Source organism: Streptomyces sp. Y1, from assembly GCF_041053115.1.
Classification (GTDB): domain Bacteria; phylum Actinomycetota; class Actinomycetes; order Streptomycetales; family Streptomycetaceae; genus Kitasatospora; species Kitasatospora rubellomurina.
In genome coordinates, this window is sequence record NZ_CP163445.1 from 1,161,531 (window position 1) to 1,180,048 (window position 18,518).

Annotated in this window: 17 protein-coding genes; 1 reads left to right on the forward strand and 16 read right to left on the reverse strand. The window is 73.5% G+C overall.

Going from position 1 to position 18,518, the window contains the following annotated elements:
• The first annotated feature begins 29 nt into the window (after positions 1 to 29).
• Positions 30 to 305, forward strand: coding sequence for a DUF6343 family protein (locus AB2U05_RS04870; RefSeq protein ID WP_369182512.1), 276 nt, complete (start codon positions 30 to 32; stop codon positions 303 to 305).
• Between the two features lie 100 nt (positions 306 to 405).
• Here the strand turns inward: AB2U05_RS04870 and AB2U05_RS04875 are convergent, their stop codons facing one another.
• From AB2U05_RS04875 to AB2U05_RS04950, 16 genes are all read right to left on the reverse strand, one after another.
• Positions 406 to 1,806: an aspartate aminotransferase family protein gene (locus AB2U05_RS04875; protein ID WP_045700062.1), complete on the reverse strand. Its 1,401-nt coding sequence runs from the start codon at positions 1,804 to 1,806 to the stop codon at positions 406 to 408.
• A complete protein-coding gene (gene dxs, locus AB2U05_RS04880; RefSeq protein WP_369182513.1) occupies positions 1,796 to 3,706 on the reverse strand; it encodes a 1-deoxy-D-xylulose-5-phosphate synthase in 1,911 nt (636 codons plus the stop codon). Before dxs ends, AB2U05_RS04875 begins: the two co-directional genes overlap by 11 nt.
• A 99-nt stretch (positions 3,707 to 3,805) precedes the next feature.
• Positions 3,806 to 4,834, reverse strand: coding sequence for an adenosyl-hopene transferase HpnH (gene hpnH / locus AB2U05_RS04885; RefSeq protein ID WP_045711269.1), 1,029 nt, complete (start codon positions 4,832 to 4,834; stop codon positions 3,806 to 3,808).
• Positions 4,835 to 4,836: 2 nt separating this feature from the next.
• A complete protein-coding gene (locus AB2U05_RS04890) occupies positions 4,837 to 5,517 on the reverse strand; it encodes a hypothetical protein (protein WP_052706804.1) in 681 nt (226 codons plus the stop codon).
• On the reverse strand, positions 5,514 to 7,595 hold the full coding sequence (gene shc, locus AB2U05_RS04895) for a squalene--hopene cyclase (protein WP_369182514.1): 2,082 nt from the start codon (positions 7,593 to 7,595) through the stop codon (positions 5,514 to 5,516). The genes AB2U05_RS04890 and shc overlap by 4 nt, the downstream gene beginning before the upstream one ends.
• Positions 7,596 to 7,602: 7 nt before the next feature.
• Positions 7,603 to 8,634 carry a polyprenyl synthetase family protein gene (locus AB2U05_RS04900; RefSeq protein ID WP_244178887.1) on the reverse strand — a complete coding sequence of 344 codons (1,032 nt, stop codon included), beginning with the start codon at positions 8,632 to 8,634 and terminating at the stop codon, positions 7,603 to 7,605.
• Positions 8,635 to 8,942: 308 nt separating this feature from the next.
• Entirely contained in the window at positions 8,943 to 10,376 is a 1,434-nt protein-coding gene (gene hpnE, locus AB2U05_RS04905) for a hydroxysqualene dehydroxylase HpnE (protein ID WP_369182515.1), read from the reverse strand.
• A 154-nt stretch (positions 10,377 to 10,530) separates the two neighbouring features.
• A complete protein-coding gene (gene hpnD, locus AB2U05_RS04910) occupies positions 10,531 to 11,388 on the reverse strand; it encodes a presqualene diphosphate synthase HpnD (protein WP_107073046.1) in 858 nt (285 codons plus the stop codon).
• Between the two features lie 41 nt (positions 11,389 to 11,429).
• Positions 11,430 to 12,395, reverse strand: a complete 966-nt coding sequence (gene hpnC, locus AB2U05_RS04915; protein ID WP_045699563.1) for a squalene synthase HpnC — start codon at positions 12,393 to 12,395, stop codon at positions 11,430 to 11,432.
• A 271-nt stretch (positions 12,396 to 12,666) separates the two neighbouring features.
• Complete coding sequence (locus AB2U05_RS04920) at positions 12,667 to 13,476, reverse strand: ABC transporter ATP-binding protein (protein WP_045699561.1); 810 nt, start codon at positions 13,474 to 13,476, stop codon at positions 12,667 to 12,669.
• The gene (locus tag AB2U05_RS04925; protein WP_045699559.1) at positions 13,469 to 14,410 is read right to left on the reverse strand and encodes an ABC transporter permease; all 942 of its coding nucleotides are present in this window, start codon (positions 14,408 to 14,410) and stop codon (positions 13,469 to 13,471) included. The genes AB2U05_RS04920 and AB2U05_RS04925 overlap by 8 nt, the downstream gene beginning before the upstream one ends.
• A gap of 149 nt (positions 14,411 to 14,559) precedes the next feature.
• Positions 14,560 to 15,471, reverse strand: coding sequence for a glycosyltransferase family 2 protein (locus tag AB2U05_RS04930; protein ID WP_045699557.1), 912 nt, complete (start codon positions 15,469 to 15,471; stop codon positions 14,560 to 14,562).
• Positions 15,472 to 15,488: 17 nt separating this feature from the next.
• A complete protein-coding gene (locus tag AB2U05_RS04935) occupies positions 15,489 to 16,226 on the reverse strand; it encodes a CDP-alcohol phosphatidyltransferase family protein (protein WP_167352945.1) in 738 nt (245 codons plus the stop codon).
• Between the two features lie 91 nt (positions 16,227 to 16,317).
• On the reverse strand, positions 16,318 to 17,379 hold the full coding sequence (locus AB2U05_RS04940; protein WP_045699555.1) for an iron-containing alcohol dehydrogenase family protein: 1,062 nt from the start codon (positions 17,377 to 17,379) through the stop codon (positions 16,318 to 16,320).
• A complete protein-coding gene (locus tag AB2U05_RS04945; RefSeq protein WP_045699553.1) occupies positions 17,367 to 18,122 on the reverse strand; it encodes a sugar phosphate nucleotidyltransferase in 756 nt (251 codons plus the stop codon). Before AB2U05_RS04945 ends, AB2U05_RS04940 begins: the two co-directional genes overlap by 13 nt.
• Positions 18,119 to 18,427 (reverse strand): DUF5941 domain-containing protein, encoded by a 309-nt coding sequence (locus AB2U05_RS04950; RefSeq protein ID WP_341846026.1) that lies wholly within the window; start codon positions 18,425 to 18,427, stop codon positions 18,119 to 18,121. The genes AB2U05_RS04945 and AB2U05_RS04950 overlap by 4 nt, the downstream gene beginning before the upstream one ends.
• Positions 18,428 to 18,518 lie beyond the last annotated feature (91 nt).

Consider the following 18,518-nt stretch of genomic DNA (forward strand, 5'->3'; position numbering starts at 1 on the left):
CCACCCGCCGCGGCCCGGAGGTGACCGGCATGCGCACCACCACCCCGCGACGGCGGTGGCGCAGCGGCACCGAGCCCGCCACCGCCCGCAGCGACCTCAAGCTGCGCTTCCTGCTCTCGCTCACCTTCACGCCGCTGTTCGCGCTGGCGACGCTGGGCTTCGCGCTCTGGGCAGTCGCCTCCCCCGCGTTCGGCGCCCCGAGCCGGGGCACCCTGATCGGCTTCGCGGTGGCCTGCGGCGTGCTCACCCTGTTCGCCGCCGTGGACCTCGCGGTGGTCGTCCGCCGCCGCCGGACCGAGCTCTGACGCGGTGTCTCCCCGGAGCGGGAAGTCGGCCCGGCCGACTTCCCGCTCCGCACGCCCCGACCGCTCCGCACACCCCGACCGCTCCGCACACCCCGACCGCTCAGCGGTTGCCGAGCGACTGCTTCACCAATGTCCGCCCGAAGTCCCACATCAACCCGCTGCCCCGGTGGGCGTCGTCCATGATGTCGGTGAAGGCGTCCACGAACCGGTCCACGTCCCGCTCGGTGATGATCAGCGGCGGAATCAGCTTGATCACCTCCAGGTGGTCCCCGGACACCTGGGTGAGGATGCGGTGGCGCTGCAGCAGCGGCACGACGACCATCTGCGCGAACAGCCCCTTGCGCGCCGCCTGCAGCGCCGTCCAGCCGGTGCGCAGCTTGAGCGACTTGGGCCGGCCGAACTCGATGCCGATCATCAGTCCGCGCCCGCGCACCTCGGCCAGCAGCTCGTAGCGGTCGACCAGCGCGGCCAGCCGCTCGCGGAGCTGGTCGCCGACCTTCCGGGCGTTGTCCACCACCCGCTCGTCCTCCAGCACCCGCAGCGTCGCCAGCCCGGCCGCCATCGCCTGGTTGTTCGAGCCGAAGCTACTTGAGTGGACCAGCACCCGGTCCATCGAGGAGTACACCTTCTCGAAGATCCAGCCCTTGCCGAGCGTCGCCCCGATCGGCACGTACCCGCCGGAGAGCGCCTTGGCGGCGCACACCAGGTCGGGCAGCACGCCGTCCTCGTGCTGGTAGGCGAAGAACTCGCCGGTGCGCCCGATCCCGGTCTGCACCTCGTCGCAGATCAGCAGCGCCTTGTGCTCGTGCAGCAGCGCCTGGGCGGCGCGCAGCCAGCCGGGCGGCGGCGCGAGGACGCCCTTGCCCTGGATCGGCTCGACGATCAGGGCCGCGACGTCGCCGCGCTTGAGCTCCTTGGCCAGCGCCCCGATGTCGCCGAGCGGGATGGCGGTGTCCGGCAGCAGCGGGTCGAAGCCCTTGCGGAAGCCGCTCTCCCCGTTGACGGACAGCGAGCCGGTGGTCAGCCCGTGGAAGGCGTGGTCGGCGTACAGGATCCGCTTGCGGCCGGTGGCGTACCGGGCGAACTTGAGCGCCGTCTCGACGGCCTCGGTGCCGCTGTTGCCGAAGAACACCCGGTCGAGCCCGGGCGCGTACGACAGCAGCCGCTCGGCGAGCAGCCCGGCCAGCGGCGAGCAGTCGAAGCGGACGAGGTCCGGCAGGTCCAGGTCCATCACCTGCTGGACGGCCGAGCGCACCACCGGGTGGTGGCGGCCGAGCGCGAAGATGCCGAAGCCGGCCAGCATGTCCAGGTACTCGTGGCCCTCGGCGTCGTAGAAGTACGGGCCCTCGGCGCGCTCGTAGTACTTGTCGAAACCGATGGTGTGCAGCATCCGCGACAGCTGCGGGTTGACGTAGCGGCTGTTCAACTCGTAGCGCTCCCCGCCGCGTTCGGCGAGCAGCTGGGCGAGGTCGAAGGCGGGGCGGTCGGGGTCAGCCGGCATGGCGCGGGTTCGCTCCTCGGGTCGGTAGCAGGTTCTTGGCGAAGACGGCGGTCTGGGCCGCGACCCCGGTGCCGGTCAGGCCGGCCTCCTCCAGGATCTCGCCGCGCGAGGCGTGCACCAGGAACTCCTGCGGCAGGCCGAGCACCCGCGCGGGCACGTCCACGTCGGCGTCGCGCAGCGCCTGGGCGACGGCCGAACCGACGCCGCCCACCCGGCCGTTGTCCTCGACGGTGACCACCAGCCGGTGGGCGGCGGCGAGTTCGGCCAGCCCCGGGTCGACGGGCTTGACCCAGCGCGGGTCGACGACGGTCGCGGTGAAGCCCTCGGCGAGCAGCAGCCGGGCGGCGTCCAGGCAGGCCGGTGCGGTGGTGCCGACCGAGACCAGCAGGATCTCCGGCAGCGGGCCGGTGCGCAGCAGCACGTCGACGCCGCCGATCCGCTCGACGGCGGGGACGGCGGGGCCGACGGTCCCCTTGGGGAAGCGGATCACGGTGGGCGCGTGGTCGACGGCGACGGCCTCGCGCAGCTGGGCGCGCAGCTGGTCGGCGTCGCGCGGGGCGGCGAGCCGCAGGCCGGGGACGACCTGGAGGATCGACATGTCCCACATGCCGTGGTGCGAGGCGCCGTCCGGCCCGGTCACGCCGGAGCGGTCGAGCACGAAGGTGACGCCGAGCCGGTGCAGGGCGACGTCCATCAGGACCTGGTCGAAGGCCCGGTTGAGGAAGGTCGCGTAGACGGCCACGACCGGGTGCAGGCCGCCGGTGGCCAGGCCGGCCGCGCTGGTGACGGCGTGCTGCTCGGCGATGCCGACGTCGAAGGTCCGCGTCGGGAAGGCCTTGGCGAACGGCGCCAGCCCGACCGGCTGCAGCATGGCGGCGGTGATCGCCACCAGGTCCGGCCGCTCGTCGCCGAGCGCCAGCAGCTCCTCGCCGAACACGGACGTCCAGGAGACGCCGGCGCTGGGCGAGATCGGCAGGCAGGTGTACGGGTCGATCGGGTTGACGGCGTGGAAGCGGTCGGCCTCGTCCTGTTCGGCGGGTCGGTAGCCGCGTCCCTTGACGGTGAGGCAGTGCACGATGACCGGCCCGCCGAAGTTCCGGGCCTGCCGCAGCGCCTGCTCGACCGCGGCCAGGTCGTGGCCGTCGATCGGCCCGAGGTACTTGAGGCCGAGGTCCTCGAACATGCCCTGCGGGGCGAAGGCGTCCTTGAACCCCTTCTTGGCGCCGTGCAGCGCGTCGAAGATCGGCTGGCCGACCAGCGGGGTGCGCTGCAGCGCCTCCTTGCCCCAGGACAGGAAGCGCTCGTAGCCCTGGGTGGTGCGCAGGGTGGCGAGGTGGTTGGCGAGGCCGCCGATGGTCCTGGCGTAGGAGCGCTCGTTGTCGTTGACGACGATGACCAGCGGCCGGTCGCGGGCTTCGGCGATGTTGTTGAGCGCCTCCCAGGCGAGCCCGCCGGTGAGCGCGCCGTCGCCGATGACGGCGACGGTGTGCCGGTCGTGCTGGCCGAGCAGCTGGGCGGCCTTGGCGAGGCCGTCCGCGTAGGACAGGGCGGTGGAGGCGTGCGAGTTCTCCACCACGTCGTGCTCGGACTCGGCCCGCGAGGGGTAGCCGGACAGGCCGCCCTTCATCCGCAGCTTGGTGAAGTCCTGCCGCCCGGTGAGCAGTTTGTGGACGTAGCTCTGGTGGCCGGTGTCGAAGACGATCCGGTCGTAGGGGGAGTCGAAGACCCGGTGCAGGGCGATGGTCAGCTCCACCACGCCGAGGTTGGGGCCGAGGTGGCCGCCGGTGCGGGTGACCGCGTCGATCAGGAAGTCGCGGATCTCGTCGGCGAGCAGCGGGAGTTCGGCCGCGGGGAGCTTGCGCAGCTCGGCCGGGGACGTGACGCGGGACAGAAGTGACATGGGTACACCTCACGACGGTCGGCGGTGCGGTGGTGCCTGTGCCCGGTGGGGCGGGTCCGGCCCGGGCGCGCGGCCCGGGCCGGGCGACGGCTCGCGGGCTCAGCGCCCGCGGCCCGCGCTCACGGTCTCGGTGATGGCGCGCAGCGACTGCTGGAGCGAGCCCATGGTGGCGAGGACGGCGGTCGGCTCGTAGCCGCAGTGGGCCATGCAGTTCTCGCAGCGCGGGTCCTTGCCGCGGCCGTACTTGCTCCAGTCGGTCTTCTCGACCAGCTCCCGGTAGGTGGGCACGTAGCCGTCGGCCATCAGGTAGCAGGGCCGCTGCCAGCCGAACAGCGAGTAGTTGGGGATGCCCCAGGGGGTGCACTCGAAGTCGGCCTTGCCCTCCAGGAAGTCCAGGAACAGCGGGCTGTGGTTGAGGCGCCAGCGCTTGCGGTTGCCGCCGGCGAAGGCTTTGCGGAACAGCTCGCGGGTCTGCTCGACGCCGAGGAAGTGCTCCTGGTCGGGGGCCTTCTCGTAGGCGTAGGCCGGGGAGATCATCATCTCGTCGACCTTCAGCTCGTCGTTGAGGTAGTCCAGCACCTCGATGACGGTCTGCGGGGTGTCGGTGTTGAAGAAGGTGCTGTTGGTGGTGACCCGGAAGCCCCGCCGCTTGGCCTCCTTGATCGCGGCGACCGCCTCGTCGAAGGTGCCCTCCTTGGCCACCGACTGGTCGTGCCGCTCGCGCAGGCCGTCGATGTGCACGGCGAAGGTGAAGTACGGCGAGGGCCGGAACTTGTCGATCTTCTTGCGCAGCAGCAGCGCGTTGGTGCACAGGAACACGTACTTGCGGCGCTCGACGAGCTGGCGGACGATCTCGTCGATCTGCGGGTGCATCAGCGGCTCGCCGCCGGCGATCGAGACCATCGGGGCACCCGATTCCAGCACGGCGCCCACCGCCTGGGCCACCGGCATCCGCTGCTTCAGCACACCGGCCGGGTGCTGGATCTTGCCGCAGCCCTCGCAGGCGAGGTTGCAGGCGAACAGCGGCTCCAGCTCGACGATCAGCGGGAACTTGTCCCGCCGCTTGAGCAGCTTCTGCTGCATGAGGTAGGTGCCGACCCGCACGGTCTGGCGCAACGGCATGGCCATGGCTAGCTCGCCTCCTGGGGGAGCGTCGAGGATGTGGGGTGGTTCAGGTCCGCGGGGCGCGGTGCGCACTGCTGCCGGTACCAGTCGGCGAGCGCGGGCACCGTGGCCCGCAGCGTCCGCCAGGCCCGCACCCCGGCCGGGAGGGTGCCGGGCCGCAGCAGTTCGCGTTCGGGGGTGTCGACCACCACCCGCAGGACGGCCGCCGGCAGCGCCGGGCGCACTTCGCGCAGCGCGGCCAGCACGCCGGCGGCCTCCATGTCGACGGCGAGCGCGCCCTGCAGGTGCAGGGCGCGCCGCTCCAGGCCGCGCACCACGTGGTCGGCGGTGTGGTGCACCCCGGTGTGCACGGTCAGCCCGTACCCCTTGAGCGCCCGGGTCAGGTCGCTGCCGGAGTCGACGGGGTACAGGTGGCCCTCGGCGTCCCGCACGCCGTCCGCGGCCACGACGTCCCCCGGCCGCACGCCCGGGCCGACCGCGGCGCCGAAGCCGGCCACCGCGACCGCGCCGTACCCGCCCGGGACGGAGCCGAGCAGCCGGCGCACGGTCACCGCGGCGCGGCGCCGGCCGACGCCGGTGCGCACCAGCACCGGCGGCCCGCCGGCCGAGTCGCGCCAGTCGCCGCCGCGCAGGGCCCAGACCTCGGGGCCCAGGGCGCAGAGCACCAGCAGGGGGGCGGTGGTCACCGCGCCGTCCCGTTCGCCGGGGCGGCGGGCCGGTCGAGCCCGCCCGGGCCGCCGTTCAGGTAGCGGCCGAGCGCGGTGACCGGGAAGACCAGCCGGTACAGGTGGTAGTTGATGGAGAAGTCCCAGGGGAAGCCGGTGCCGGTGAACTGCGGTTCGTCCCAGGTGCCTTCGGGCAGCTGGGTGCGCACCAGCCAGGCCACGCCGCGCTCGACCGCCGGGTTGGCCCGGCCGGCCGGGCCCTCGCCGGCCGCGAGCAGCGCCATCAGCGCCCAGGCGGTCTGCGAGGCGGTGGAGTCGCCGCGCCCGGCCCAGCGCGCCGGGTCCTCGTAGGAGCGCATGTCCTCGCCCCAGCCGCCGTCCGGGTTCTGCCGGTCCTCCAGCCAGCGCACCGCCCGGCGCACGGCCGGGTGCTCGTCCGGGACGCCGGCCGCGGCCAGCGCGGGCAGCACCGAGCCGGTGCCGTAGATGTAGTTGGTGCCCCAGCGGCCGAACCAGGAGCCGTCCTCCTCCTGGTTGCGCAGCAGCCACTCGATGCCGCGCCGGGTGCGCGGGTCGTGGGCCCGGCCGGTCTCCGCGAGCATCTCGACGACGTGCGCGGTGACGTCGGCGGACGGCGGGTCGACGACCTCGCCGAAGTCGCAGAACGGCAGCCGGTTCGGCAGCTTGCTGGTGTTGTCGACGTCGAAGGCGGCCCAGGCGCCGTTCTTGGACTGCATGCCGAGGTTCCAGCGCACGCCCCGCTCGACCGCCGCCTCGATCCTGGCCGGGTCGGGGTGGCCGACCCGGCGCAGCGCGAGCACCACCTCGGCGGTGTCGTCGATGTCGGGGTAGGTGTCGTTCTCGAACTCGAAGGCCCAGCCGCCGGCCGCGAGGGCGGGCCGCTGGACGGCCCAGTCGCCGCGGGTGGTGATCTCCTCGTCGAGCATCCAGTCGGCGGCGGCGACCAGCGCCGGGTGGTCGGCCGGCAGTCCGGCGTCGACCAGCGCGATCGCGGCCAGGCAGGTGTCCCACACCGGGGACTGGCAGGCCTCCATCCAGCGCCGGCCGTCCTCGGTGTGCACGGTGAACCGGTCGAAGGAGGCGAGCCCGGCCCGCATCACCGGGTGCTCCAGCTCGTAGCCCTCCAGGTGCAGGGCGATCAGCGAGTAGACGGCGGGCGGCTGGATGCCGCCCCAGCAGCCGTCCGCCTCCTGGCGCTCGACGATCCAGCGGCAGGCCTGCGAGACGGCGAGCCGGCGCAGCGGGCGGAAGGCGTGCCGGTGGTAGGCGTGCAGCACCTTGTCCAGGCGTTCGAAGACGCCGTCCCAGCTGTTGGCGGGGGCGAGCGGCCGGTCGGGGTACGGGTCGGCCGGGTCGGTGTGCAGCTCGGTGAGCGGGAAGGGCGCGGGCCGGACGGGCCGGTGGGCCGAGACGACGGTCAGCGGGACGATGGTCTGGCGGGCCCAGCAGCCGAAGGCGTAGATGTTCAGCGGCAGCCACTTGGGCAGGAAGATGATCTCGGGCGGCATCTCGGGCAGTCGGGCCCAGGGCCACCAGCCGAACAGGGCGAGCCAGATCCGGGTGAACACCCGGGCGGCGGCGATGCCCCCGCGGGAGCGGACGTAGTGCGCGGCGGCCAGCATGTGCGGGGCGTTCGGGTCGTCCCCGGCGAGTTTGAGGGCGACGTAGGCCTCGACGGTGGTGGACAGTTCCGGCGGGCCGCCGTGGAAGGTGGCCCAGGTGCCGTCCTCCCGCTGCTGGGAGCGGATCCACTCGGCGGAGGCCTTGGTCTGCTCCTCGGTCCGGATCCCGAGGAACTGCCGGAGCAGTAAGTCCTCGGCGTCCATCGTGACGTTGGTCTCCAGGTCCCCCTTCCACCAGCCCTCGGAGGACTGCAGGGAGAGCAGGTGGGCGGTGGCGCGGGCCAGGGCCTCCGGTGCGTCGGCCGGCCCGGGGTCCGCCTCGCCCGCCGGCCGCGGCCGGTCGGCGTCCTCGGGCTGCCACCGCCCGGTGCCCAGCAGGGCCGCCGGCCGGTCGCCCACCGCGACCGGCTCGGAATCGTACTCAGGGTCGAGCCGGCCGTCCGCGGTTGCTGTCAACGTAACGTCACCTCTCTCGTACCACCACGAATTCGGCGAGTGCGACGAAGTGCTCGCGCACCTCGTCCGTCATGGGCACCTCGTCCAGGGCGGCGAGGGCAGTCGTGTGCTGGCGGCGGGCCTCCTCCTGGGTCCAGGCCCGGCCGCCGGCCTGCTCGATCAGCGCGGCCCGGGCGGCGAGCTCGGCCTCGCTCTCCTCGCCGCGGCCCTTCGGGTCGGCCAGCTCCCCGGCGAGCCGGCGGGAGGCCGCCCCGCCCTCGGCCAGCGCGGCGGCGACCGGCAGGGACTTCTTGCGCTGGCGCAGGTCGCCCCAGTGCGGCTTGCCGGTGACCTCGGTGGCGCCCCAGATCCCGAGCAGGTCGTCCACCGCCTGGAAGGCCAGGCCCAGGTGGTGGCCGTAGCGCTGGAGCGCGCCGGAGACCTCGTCGTCGGCCCCGGCCAGGACGGCACCGATCGCGGAGGCGGCGGCCAGCAGCGCGGCGGTCTTGCCGCCCTCCATCTCCAGGCACTCCGCGACGGTGACGCTGTCGCGCTGCTCGAAGGAGACGTCCATGGCCTGGCCGTCGATCAGCGCGCGGGTCGCCGTGGTGAGCAGCCGGACGGCCCGCGCGGCGTCGGTGGGGCTCGCGCCGCCGGTCACCGCGGCGTCGAGCAGCACCTCCGTGCCGAGCGTCGCCAGTGCGTCGCCGACCAGGATCGCCTGGGCCGGACCGAAGACCGTCCAGGCGGTGGCCCGGTGCCGGCGGGTCTCGTCACCGTCCATCAGATCATCATGGAGCAGGGAAAAGTTGTGCACCAGTTCAACCGCGACGCCGCCCGGCACCCCCACCTCGGCGTCCGCGCCGGCCGCCCGGGCGGACAGCAGCGCCAGCGCCGGGCGCACGGCCTTGCCGCCGTCCCCCTCCACCGGGGTGCCGTCGCGGTCGATCCAGCCGAAGTGGTAGGCCGCGACGGTGTCCATCGGTGCGGCCAGACGGGCGACGGCCGCCCGCAGCGGCGGGTTGCACAGCGTGCGGCTGCGGGCGAGCAGCTCCGGCACCGAGACCGGTTCGGCCTGTGCCGTTCCCGATGCGGTGAAGCTGGTGCGTGACTCCACGTGCGTTCCCTCTCCCTCGTCATGCCGACCCCCCCGGGGCGGCTGGAATCCAGCGCTGTCGGTACGGCTGGTGTCGGTGCGGATGCGGTCGGTCCGGATGCGGTCGGTCCGGATCCCGCCGCTACGGACGGTGTCGGTACTGCTGCCGGTGTCGGCGAGGTCGGCGCCGGCCCGGCCGGTCGGGCCGGCGCCCGCCGAGCCGGCCGGGGCGTGCCCGCGGGATCTGACGGGGTCCCCGGCGGCGGGGCCCGTCACCGGGGCCACCTCCCGTCGCCGCGGTCCACCGGCGGCCGGGCGCCGCCCGCCGCCAGGGCCGCGTCGGCGGCGGCGTGGCCGCTGCGCACCGCGCCCTCCATGGTCGCGGGCCAGCCGGTGGCCGTCCACGCGCCGGCCAGCAGCAGGCCGGGGACGGCGGTGCGGGCGCCCGGGCGCAGCGCCGCGCTGCCCGGGGCCGGGTCGAAGGTGGCGGTGCGCTCGCGGGTGACGAAGAAGTCCAGCACCTCGGCCCCGGCCGCCGCGGGGAGCAGCCTGGCCAGTTCGGGCAGGTAGCGGCGGCGCAGCTCGGCCACCGGGAGGTCGATCTCGTCCTGGACGGCGGACTGCGACAGTGCCAGGTACTGGGCGCCGGGGTGGGCCCGGCCCAGTTCCGTCCCGGCCAGGCCGGAGTGCGCGGTGCGGTCGAAGACCCACTGGACGGGCGAGCCCAGCGCGGCGAAGAACGGCCGGCGGATCACCCGGCGGTCGTAGACCACGTGCACGTTGAGGATCGGCGCGGTGCCGAAGCCGGCCAGCCGCTCCTGCCCGGGGACGGCGTCCGGCGGCAGCAGGGCGGCCGCGGTGTCCTGGGCGCCGGCCAGCACCACGGTGTCGGCCGAGAGCAGGTCGCCGTCCTCCAGGCGCACGGCGTGCTGGGGCGCGCCGGGCTTGAGCTCCGCGACCCGGGCGCGCAGCCGTACCGTCACGCCGGCGCGTTCGAGCTCGGCGAGCGCCCGGTCGTGGTGGATGGCGCCGAGCGGGACGGCGGCGATGCCGATGTCGGAGGCGCCGGGGTCGGAGAGCAGGCCGGTCTTGAACACCATCGCGGCGAGCGCCAGCGACACCTGGTCGGCCCGGGCGTTCAGGGTGGCCACGCCGACCAGGTCCCACAGGGCGGCGGTGGTCGCCGCGTTCTGCCCGTTGCGGCGCAGCCACTCGCCGAAGGAGAGCTCGTCCAGCGCCGGGTCGGCGAGGTCCAGGCCCCACAGGGCGAGCGCGCCGCGCACCACCCGGGCCCGGTCGGCCGGGGCGAGGTGCGGGTAGCCGGCGAGGCTGGCGGCCAGGTGCAGCGGGACGGGCAGGGCGGCCCGGCGCAGCCGGCCGAGGGTGCGCACCGGCGCGTCGGCGGGCCCGGTGACGGACAGCACGGGGACGTCGAGGCGGTCCTGCAGATGGGTGAGGCGGGCGGCGCCGAGCCGCTCCAGCAGGCCGCGGTAGGCGGTGCAGCAGCGCAGGTAGACGTGCTGGCCGTTGTCGACGGTCAGCTCGCCGCGCTGGAAGGAGAAGGCCAGGCCGCCGAGCCGGGGCCGGCCCTCCAGGAGGGTGACCCGCTGCCCGGCCTCGGCCAGCCGCAGCGCGGCGGTGATCCCGGCCAGGCCGCCGCCGACCACGACGACGGCCGGGCGCGCGGCATCGGCTCGCCCGGTCATCGGCGCTCCCCCTCGAAGTCGGCGGACCGCCCGGCGGCGGTCGCGGTGGTCGGCACGCGCCGCATCGGCACGCGTCCCGTCGGCGCTGTGGTGAACAACGGTCCACCCGGATGTGATTCCCCGCTGACACAGCGTGACAGAACTCCGGTGAGAATCAAGAACGCCCCCCGGCGAGCCCGGAAAGCGCCACGTACGCCTTCTCCCAGCCCGGCAGCGAGACCCGGCCGCGCAGCACCGACTCGGGGTCGGCGGCGATCCGGCCGAGCAGCCGGTGGTAGATCCCGGCCATCGCGGCGGTGCAGGCGCGGCTGCGGCGGTCGAGCATCGGCAGCAGCCGCAGGCCCTCTTCGAAGGCGGCCTGGGCGCGGGCGGCCTCGAAGCCGACCAGGCCGGCGAAGTCGGCGCCGGCCGGCGGGCGGGGCGTCGCGAAGCCCTGCTCGCAGCCGAACCGGGCGAGGTCCTCGGCGGGCAGGTAGGTGCGGCCGTTCAGGGCGTCCTCGCGCAGGTCGCGCAGGATGTTGGTGAGCTGCAGCGCCAGGCCCAGGGTGTCGGCGTAGTGCGCCCCGCGCTCGGGGTCGTCGCAGCCGTAGACGCCGAGCGAGAGCCGGCCGATGGCACCGGCCACGCAGCGGCAGTAGACCTTCAGCTCCTCGTAGGTCTGGTACTCGGCGCCCTTGAGGTCCATCTCGACGCCGTCGATCAGCTCGTCGAAGCCGCCGAGCGGGATCGGGAAGCGCCGGGCGGCGTCGGCCAGGGCGACCTTGATCGGGTCGGTGTCGTCCTCGTCGACCACCCCGGCGCGGACCTCGCCGACCAGCTCCCGGGTGCGCAGCAGCGCCTCGGCCTTGCGGTCGGCCGGGAGGTCGCCGTCGCCGATGTCGTCCACCCGGCGGGCCAGCGCGTACAGGGCGGACATGGCCAGCCGTTTGGGCTCCGGCAGCAGGCGGATGCCGTAGCTGAAGTTGCGCGCCTGCAGCCCGGTCACCGCCTCGCAGTACCGGTATGCCGCCATGACCTGGGCCGACGCCAGTGGTGATGCCGCCACTCGGGCGTTCACCTTCCCTTCGCGAAGATGGCCGCCGCCTTCGCTGCGAGGCGGCGCTTGTCCGGCTTCGCCTGCCGGGCGAGCACGTCGTACCCGGCGTCCTCGACGGCCGCCAGGGCCGCGTAGCCGCCTGCGGTGAATCCCGCCAGGAGCAGTCGAAGCCTCCCCCGAACCGTACCTACCAATGGTGCGCCCCGGTCGAGCAGGGTGCGGGCCCGTTCGGTCTCGAAGGCGATCAGTTCCCGCACCGCCCCGTTCGCGGCGGGCGCGGCGAGGTCGGCCTCGGTGACGCCGAAGCGCTCCAGGTCCTCGGTGGGCAGGTAGATCCGGCCGCGGGCCAGGTCCTCGGCCACGTCCTGGAGGTGTTCGACCAGCTGGAGGGCGGTGCAGACGGCGTCGGACAGGGCGATCCGCTCGGGGGTGGAGACGCCCGCGATGGCCAGCACCAGGCGGCCGACCGGGTCGGCGGAGAGCGTGCAGTAGTCGGCCAGGTCCTGGTAGGCCGGGTAGCGGGCGGTGGTCTGGTCCACCCGGTTGGCCTCGATCAGACGGCGGAACGGCTCGGGGGTCAGCGCGTGCCGGGAGACCAGCGGGACGAGCGCGCCCAGCAGCGGGTGGCGGGGCGCTTCGGCGCCGTCCGTGCGCAGGGCGGTCTCGAACACCCGGTCGAGGTCGCGCTCCAGCCCGTCCAGCAGGGCGAGCCGGAAGGCGGTCTCGGCGGGAGCGGGCGGGCCGGGCTGGGCCGAAGGGGTGACGGGGGGCGCCGCCTCGACCCCGAGCAGGGCGGCGGTGGCGGCCGGGTCGGCGAGGTCGCCGTCGCCCGCGTCGTCCACCAGCCGGGCGAAGCCGTAGACGGCCATCAGGTCGGCGCGCCAGGCGGCGGGCAGGAAGAACGGGGCGACCGGGAAGTTCTCGGCACCCGCCTTCTCCAGGGTCTGGCCCGTGGAGGGGTTCGCCGAGGGGTCTCTGGGCATGGCCGAAGCCGACACTGCTGTCACTCCCCCGTTCTACACCGCTCGCCGACACCGGCCTCACTCGGACACGCGTCCGAACGCGGGCGTCACCTCCGGCACACCACCCCCGCGCCTACCAGCCTCGCACCACCGGGCGCGCCGGAGAAGAGCGCCCCGCCCGCGCGCGGGGGCGCTCACCCCGCCGGCGGCGGGCCACCCGGGGCACGTACGGGCGCACACGGAAGGGCCGGCCCCGGAGGATTCCGGTGCCGGCCCCTGGCGTGACCTGCGGTTACGGGCGCTCGCCGCGCTCGTAGCGGCCGACGACCTCCTCGGTCGGGCCGTCCATGACCAGCTCGCCGGCCTCGATCCAGATGGTCCGCTCGCAGACCTCGCGGATCGAGTTGTTGTCGTGGCTGACCAGGAAGACGGTGCCGGCCTCGCCGCGCAGCTCCTCGATCCGCTTCTTGCTGCGCTGCTGGAAGGCCTGGTCGCCGGTGGCCAGCGCCTCGTCGATCAGCAGCACGTCGTGGGTCTTGGCGGCGGCGATGGAGAAGCGCAGCCGGGCGCCCATGCCGGAGGAGTAGGTGCGCATCGGCAGGGAGATGAAGTCGCCCTTGTCGTTGATGCCGGAGAATTCGACGATCTCCTGGTAGCGCGCCCGCACCTGGGCCGGGGACATGCCCATCGCCAGGCAGCCCAGGACGACGTTGCGCTCGCCGCTGAGCTCGTTCATCAGGGCCGCGTTGACGCCCAGCAGCGAGGGCTGGCCGTTGGTGTAGATGCCGCCCTTCTCGGTCGGCAGCAGGCCCGCGATGGCGGCCAGCATGGTCGACTTGCCGGAGCCGTTGGAGCCGATCAGGCCGATCGCCTCGCCCTTGTAGGCGGTGAAGCTGATGCCCTTGACGGCGTGCACCTCGCGCACGCCGGAGGCGCGCTTGCGGCTGATGATGCGGCTCAGCGCCGAGGTGGCGCTGCCCTTGCCGGAGCCGGCGCCGTGCACCCGGTAGACGATGTGCACGTCGTCGACGACGACGGTGGGCTCGCGGGCCACCACCGTGTCCGTCACGGCGTCCTGCTTGCTCAGGTCGGTGTCAGCCACGGCCGTACTCCTCCTCGGCCTTCCAGAAGAAGACGTATCCGATGACGAAGATCCCGACCGCCCAGGCGATGCCGTACGTCCACTGGTGCGGCGGCAGGCTCTGGTGCACGGGCAGGTGCTTGTTGTAGATGATCGGCGCGAAGGCGTGCCGCAGCAGGTTCATGTAGACCGAGGCCGGGTTGATCTCGCAGATCACCTGGACGTACTTCGGCCACCTGTGGACCTGGTCCTGGATGCTGAACATCACGCCGGACAGGAACATCCAGGCCCGCATCACGAACGGGATCAGCTGGGAGATGTCACTGGTCTTGGCGCCGATCCGGGCCATGATCAGCGAGATGCCGGTGTTGAACAGCGTCTGCAGGAGCAGCGCCGGGACGATCAGCAGCCAGGTCCTGCCCGGGGCGATGCCGGCGGCCAGCACGGTGACGACCAGCACGACCGTCGAGATCAGCAGCTGCTGGAGCTGGATCACGGTGAAGGCGATCGGCAGGCTGGCGCGCGGGAAGTGCAGCGCGCGGATCAGGCCGAGGTTGTCGGAGATCGCCCGGGTGCCGGACTGCACGGCGTTCTGGGTGAACTGGAAGATGAAGACGCCGACGCAGAGCCAGGCGATGTAGGTGTTCGGCGGGAAGCCGTTCTTGTTCTGCAGGATGATGCCGAAGACCAGGTAGAACACGCCGCAGTTGAGCAGCGGGGTCACGACCTGCCACAGCTGACCGAGCTTGGCGTCGGTGTACTGGGCCACCAGGCGGGCGGTGGCGAAGGCCCAGATGAAGTGGCGCCGGGCCCAGAGCTGCTTGGTGTAGGCGAACAGGCCGGGCCGGGCACCGCTCACCGCCAGGCCGTACTTGGCCGCGAGCTGCTGGGGGGTCAGGCCCGCGTCCGCCCCCCGGGGGGCTGAGAGGCTGACGGGTTCACTCACTGTCGACACATTCGTCCTTCACGCGGGATCGGTCGGGGCGGGCCGGTCGGCGGGGGTCCGCCGGCCGTGCGCCGAGGGAGATCCACTGGGATCACGGGGGGAGTCCGGCCGACGGGTGACCGCCGGCCGTGGCGAACGATCATTCGATCACGGGAGGATCAGATGATCGGAGGACGTCCCAGCCTGGTCAGTCGCCAAACGGTACGCCATCGCATCGGGCGACGCGGACCGCAGGGTTCGCGCCAGCCCGCCCGGAATCCGCCCCACCAGGCCTTCAGCGCCTCCGGGGAGGGGCGGCGGGCCAGGGTCAGCAGAAACCAGGTTCCCAGATAGAGAGGCACCAACAGGGCCGGAAGGTTCCGTCGCGCGAGCCACACCCTGTTGCGGGCCACGTTGTGGAAGTACGTGGCGTGCCGCGCGGGCGAGGTCGTCGGGTGGTGCAGGACGACGTCGGCCCGGTAGTCGATGGCCCAGCCGGCGTCCAGCGCGCGCCAGGCGAGGTCGGTCTCCTCGTGCGCGTAGAAGAACTCGGCGGGCAGCTGCCCGGCCCGCTCGAACACCGCGCAGCGCACCGCGCTCGCGCCGCCCAGGAAGGTGGTCACCCGGGAGGAGCGCAGCGGGTCGCTGGCGCGCAGCCGGGGGACGTGCCGGCGCTGGGTGACGCCGGTGTCCGGGTCGGCGATCCGGAACGAGACGATGCCCAGCTCCGGGTCGCCGGTGAAGGCCTCGCGCAGCAGGCGGGCGGAGTCGGTGCGCGGCAGGTGGCCGTCGTCGTCCAGGAACAGGACGGCGTCGACGTCCTTCCCGTCCTGGCCGAACAGCTCGATGCCGACGTTGCGCCCGCCCGGGATGCCGAGGTTCTCCGGCAGCTCGACGGTGCGCACGCCCTCGGGCAGCGGGGGCAGCGGGGCGCCGTTGGCGACCACGGCCAGCTCGACGGCCGGGCCCTCCTGGGCGCGGACGGACTCGATCAGGGCGTTCAGCTCGGCGGGCCGGTTGCCCATGGTGATGATCACCGCGCCGAGCCGGAAGTCCTCGGCGGCCGTGGTGGTGGTGCGCCCGTCGTTCATTGACTCGCTCCGCTCGTTCATCGCAGCCTGCTGGAGAGGACGATGCTCAGCAGGTGCAGGACGGTCTGCAGCATGGCGATCGCCGCCAGCACGACGACCGCGACGCGGGTGAAGGACAGGCCGCCGTGCGCGGCGTCGGCGATCCCGGCCGCGAGGATGAACAGCGAGGCCTCGACCGCGCCGACCAGGCGGTGGAACTTCAGCAGGGACGCCGCCCGGCGGGCCCTGGCCACGGTGGCCGAGCGCGGCACCGAGGCGCTGTCCTCGACGGCCGTCATGCCGCTGCGGGCGCGGGCCACGTCCACCAGGTCGGTCTCGGACTTGATCAGGATCGCGCCGAGCGCGGCCAGCGTGCCGAGGAAGGCCCACTCCCAGTGCGCGCCGGCGCCCTCGCGGTGCAGCAGGTCGGTCGCGCGCAGGCCGAGGCCGGTCAGCAGTGCCGCCTCGGACACGTAGTGGCCGACCCGGTCCAGGTAGACGCCGGTGAGCGAGGTCTGCCGGCGCCAGCGGGCGACCTCGCCGTCCACGCAGTCCAGCAGCAGGTAGACCTGGATCAGCACGGCGCCCAGGACGGCCCCGGCGAGGCCCGGCAGCACCAGCGCGGCGCCGGCCAGGACGCCGGTGAGCATCATCAGGTAGGTCAGGCCGTTGGGCGTGATCGCCGTCATGGTGGAGAGCACGCGGGTGATCCGCAGCGAGATCCTCCGCATGTAGAGGCGCCCGGCCCAGTGCTCGGCGCTGCGGCGCTGGAGCATGCCCTCCGGGTGGATCACCACGCGCAGCTCCTCGATCGAGGGGCGGCGGGTCAGGTCGACCGGGGGCGGTGCGACGCCCGCGGCGGCGGGGTCAGCTGTTGACGGCTTGGACATAGTCGGCGTACGCGTCCCTGATCGCGGAAGGGGAGAGGTCGAGGTGTTCGAGGATGGTGAAGCGCCCCGGCCGGGTGTTCGGAGCGTAGTGCACCGCTTCGGTGAACTCCGCATCCGTGAAGCCGATTTGAGCTGCGGTCACCGGAAGTCCGTGGCGCGCCAGGCGTTCCACGATCAGTCCGGACAGCTCGCGCTCGCCCCGCAGGAAGCTGGCGAAAGCGGCGCCGAGGCCCACCTGTTCGCCGTGCTGGGCGGAGCGCTTGGGGTGAAGCACGTCCAGGGCATGCGAGATCTCGTGGCAGGCGCCCGAGGAGGGCCGGGTGCTGCCCGCGATGTTCATCGCGATGCCGGACAGTACCAGGGCCTCGGCCAGCGCCGTCAGCAGGTCCTGATCCTGAATGTTCCCTGGGTGCCGCAGCAGGTTCTCCCCCGCCGAACGGGCCATCGCGACGGCCAGTCCGTCCACCGGCTCGCCGGTGACGGCGTGCGACAACTCCCAGTCCGCGCAGGCGGAGATGTTGGAGACGACGTCCCCGATGCCGGCCGCGACGAAGCGCTGCGGGGCCTGCCGGATGACGTCCAGGTCGACCACGATGCCGATCGGGCTGGGCACCCCGTAGGAGCCGCGACCGGAGTCGTTGTCGAGGGTGGAGACCGGCGAGCAGATGCCGTCGTGGGCCAGGTTGGTGGCGACGGCGACCACCGGCAGGCCGACCCGGGCCGCGGCGTACTTGGCGGCGTCGATGATCTTGCCGCCGCCGAGGCCGACGACCGCGTCGTAGTGCTTGCCGCGCATCTCCTCGGCGAAGCGCACCGCGCTGTCGAGGCTGCCGTCGTCCACGTTGTACCAGTCGGCGCCGGGCAGGGCGGGCTCCAGGCGCTCGCGCATCACGGCGCCGGAGCCGTTGCTGATCGCCACCGCGATCCGGCCCGAGGCCGACAGCCGCTGGTCGGCGAGGATGCCGCCGAGCGCGTCCAGCGCGCCCGGGCGGACCTCGACGAACAGCGGCGACGGGACCAGTCGGGTCAGTACCGGCACGCGATCTCCCGCGCCTTCGCCAGGTCGTCGTGGTTGTCGACCTCGACCCAGGAGACCTCGCCGATCGGCTGGACGTCGATCCGCAGGCCGCGGTCGACCATCTCCTGGTAGCCGTCCTCGTAGTACAGCTGCGGGTCGCGCTCGTAGGTGGCGCGCAGCGCGTCGGTCAGGTCGGCGGCGGCGGCCGGGTTGATCACGGTGACGCCGATGTACTCGCCGGTCGCCTCGCCCGGTTCCATCAGCTTGGTGATGCGGCGCATGCCGGCGGCCGGGTCGACGACGACCTTCATCTCCTCGTCGGCGAGCTTCTTCACCGTGTCGAGGGCGAGCAGGATGCCGGGGGCGGCGCCGGCCTCGGCCAGGCGCCGGTTGCCCTCCAGCATGGTGCGCTGGACGGAGGCCGGGTGGACGGTGTCGCCGTTGGCCAGCAGCAGGCCCTCGGTGAACAGCTCGCGGGCGCACCACAGCGAGTAGGCGTTGTTCCACTCCTCGGCCTTGTCGTTCTCGACCAGGTGGAGCTTGACGCCGTACTTGCTCTCCAGGGCGTCCTTGCGGTCGTACACCGCTTCCTTGCGGTAGCCGACGACGATCGCGGCCTCGCGCAGTCCGACCTCGGCGAAGTTGCCGAGGGTGAGGTCCAGGACGGTCCGCTCCCCGTCGACCGGCACCAGCGCCTTGGGCAGGGTGTCGGTGTACGGGCGCAGCCGGCGGCCGGCGCCGGCTGCCAGAACGAGGCCGATCATGCGGGGTCTCCTGATCCGTCGTGCTGTGCACAGGGGGGGTGTGCCGGGGGGCACCGGAGCCGCCGGGACGAACCGGGCGGCGGCGCGCCGGGAGCGGCGCGGATCCGGGCACCGTGCTCTAAGTGATGGTAGGCGACCGGGGCGACCAGCCCGAACGCGGCCGGTGGCTGCGCGGTGACGGGCGGGCGACGGATCGCACGCCCGAACGCGGTTCGAACGCCGATCGCACGGGTATACGAGTCCGGTCCCTCTTTCGAGGGACCCCCGGTGCCCCGCCCGGCCAGGACCGGACCCCCGAGGGTCATGATCCATCGGATTGTGCGTGTGGCCGGTGCCGACCGCCACCCGTACGGCAGACTGACCCCGGCGTCGGCGCCGGTGCGCCCGCCGTCCGGC

What these genes read in the sequence shown, in the direction of transcription:
- hpnD (WP_107073046.1), bottom strand. Translation starts at nt 11,388, where the DNA reads ATGGCGGCATACCGGTACTGCGAGGCGGTGACCGGGCTGCAGGCGCGC.
- AB2U05_RS04930 (WP_045699557.1), bottom strand. Translation starts at nt 15,471, where the DNA reads ATGAACGACGGGCGCACCACCACCACGGCCGCCGAGGACTTCCGGCTC.
- AB2U05_RS04935 (WP_167352945.1), bottom strand. Translation starts at nt 16,226, where the DNA reads ATGCTCCAGCGCCGCAGCGCCGAGCACTGGGCCGGGCGCCTCTACATG.
- AB2U05_RS04870 (WP_369182512.1), top strand. Translation starts at nt 30, where the DNA reads ATGCGCACCACCACCCCGCGACGGCGGTGGCGCAGCGGCACCGAGCCC.
- dxs (WP_369182513.1), bottom strand. Translation starts at nt 3,706, where the DNA reads ATGTCACTTCTGTCCCGCGTCACGTCCCCGGCCGAGCTGCGCAAGCTC.
- hpnH (WP_045711269.1), bottom strand. Translation starts at nt 4,834, where the DNA reads ATGGCCATGCCGTTGCGCCAGACCGTGCGGGTCGGCACCTACCTCATG.
- AB2U05_RS04945 (WP_045699553.1), bottom strand. Translation starts at nt 18,122, where the DNA reads ATGATCGGCCTCGTTCTGGCAGCCGGCGCCGGCCGCCGGCTGCGCCCG.
- hpnC (WP_045699563.1), bottom strand. Translation starts at nt 12,395, where the DNA reads ATGCCCAGAGACCCCTCGGCGAACCCCTCCACGGGCCAGACCCTGGAG.
- AB2U05_RS04950 (WP_341846026.1), bottom strand. Translation starts at nt 18,427, where the DNA reads ATGACCCTCGGGGGTCCGGTCCTGGCCGGGCGGGGCACCGGGGGTCCC.
- AB2U05_RS04875 (WP_045700062.1), bottom strand. Translation starts at nt 1,806, where the DNA reads ATGCCGGCTGACCCCGACCGCCCCGCCTTCGACCTCGCCCAGCTGCTC.
- hpnE (WP_369182515.1), bottom strand. Translation starts at nt 10,376, where the DNA reads ATGACCGGGCGAGCCGATGCCGCGCGCCCGGCCGTCGTCGTGGTCGGC.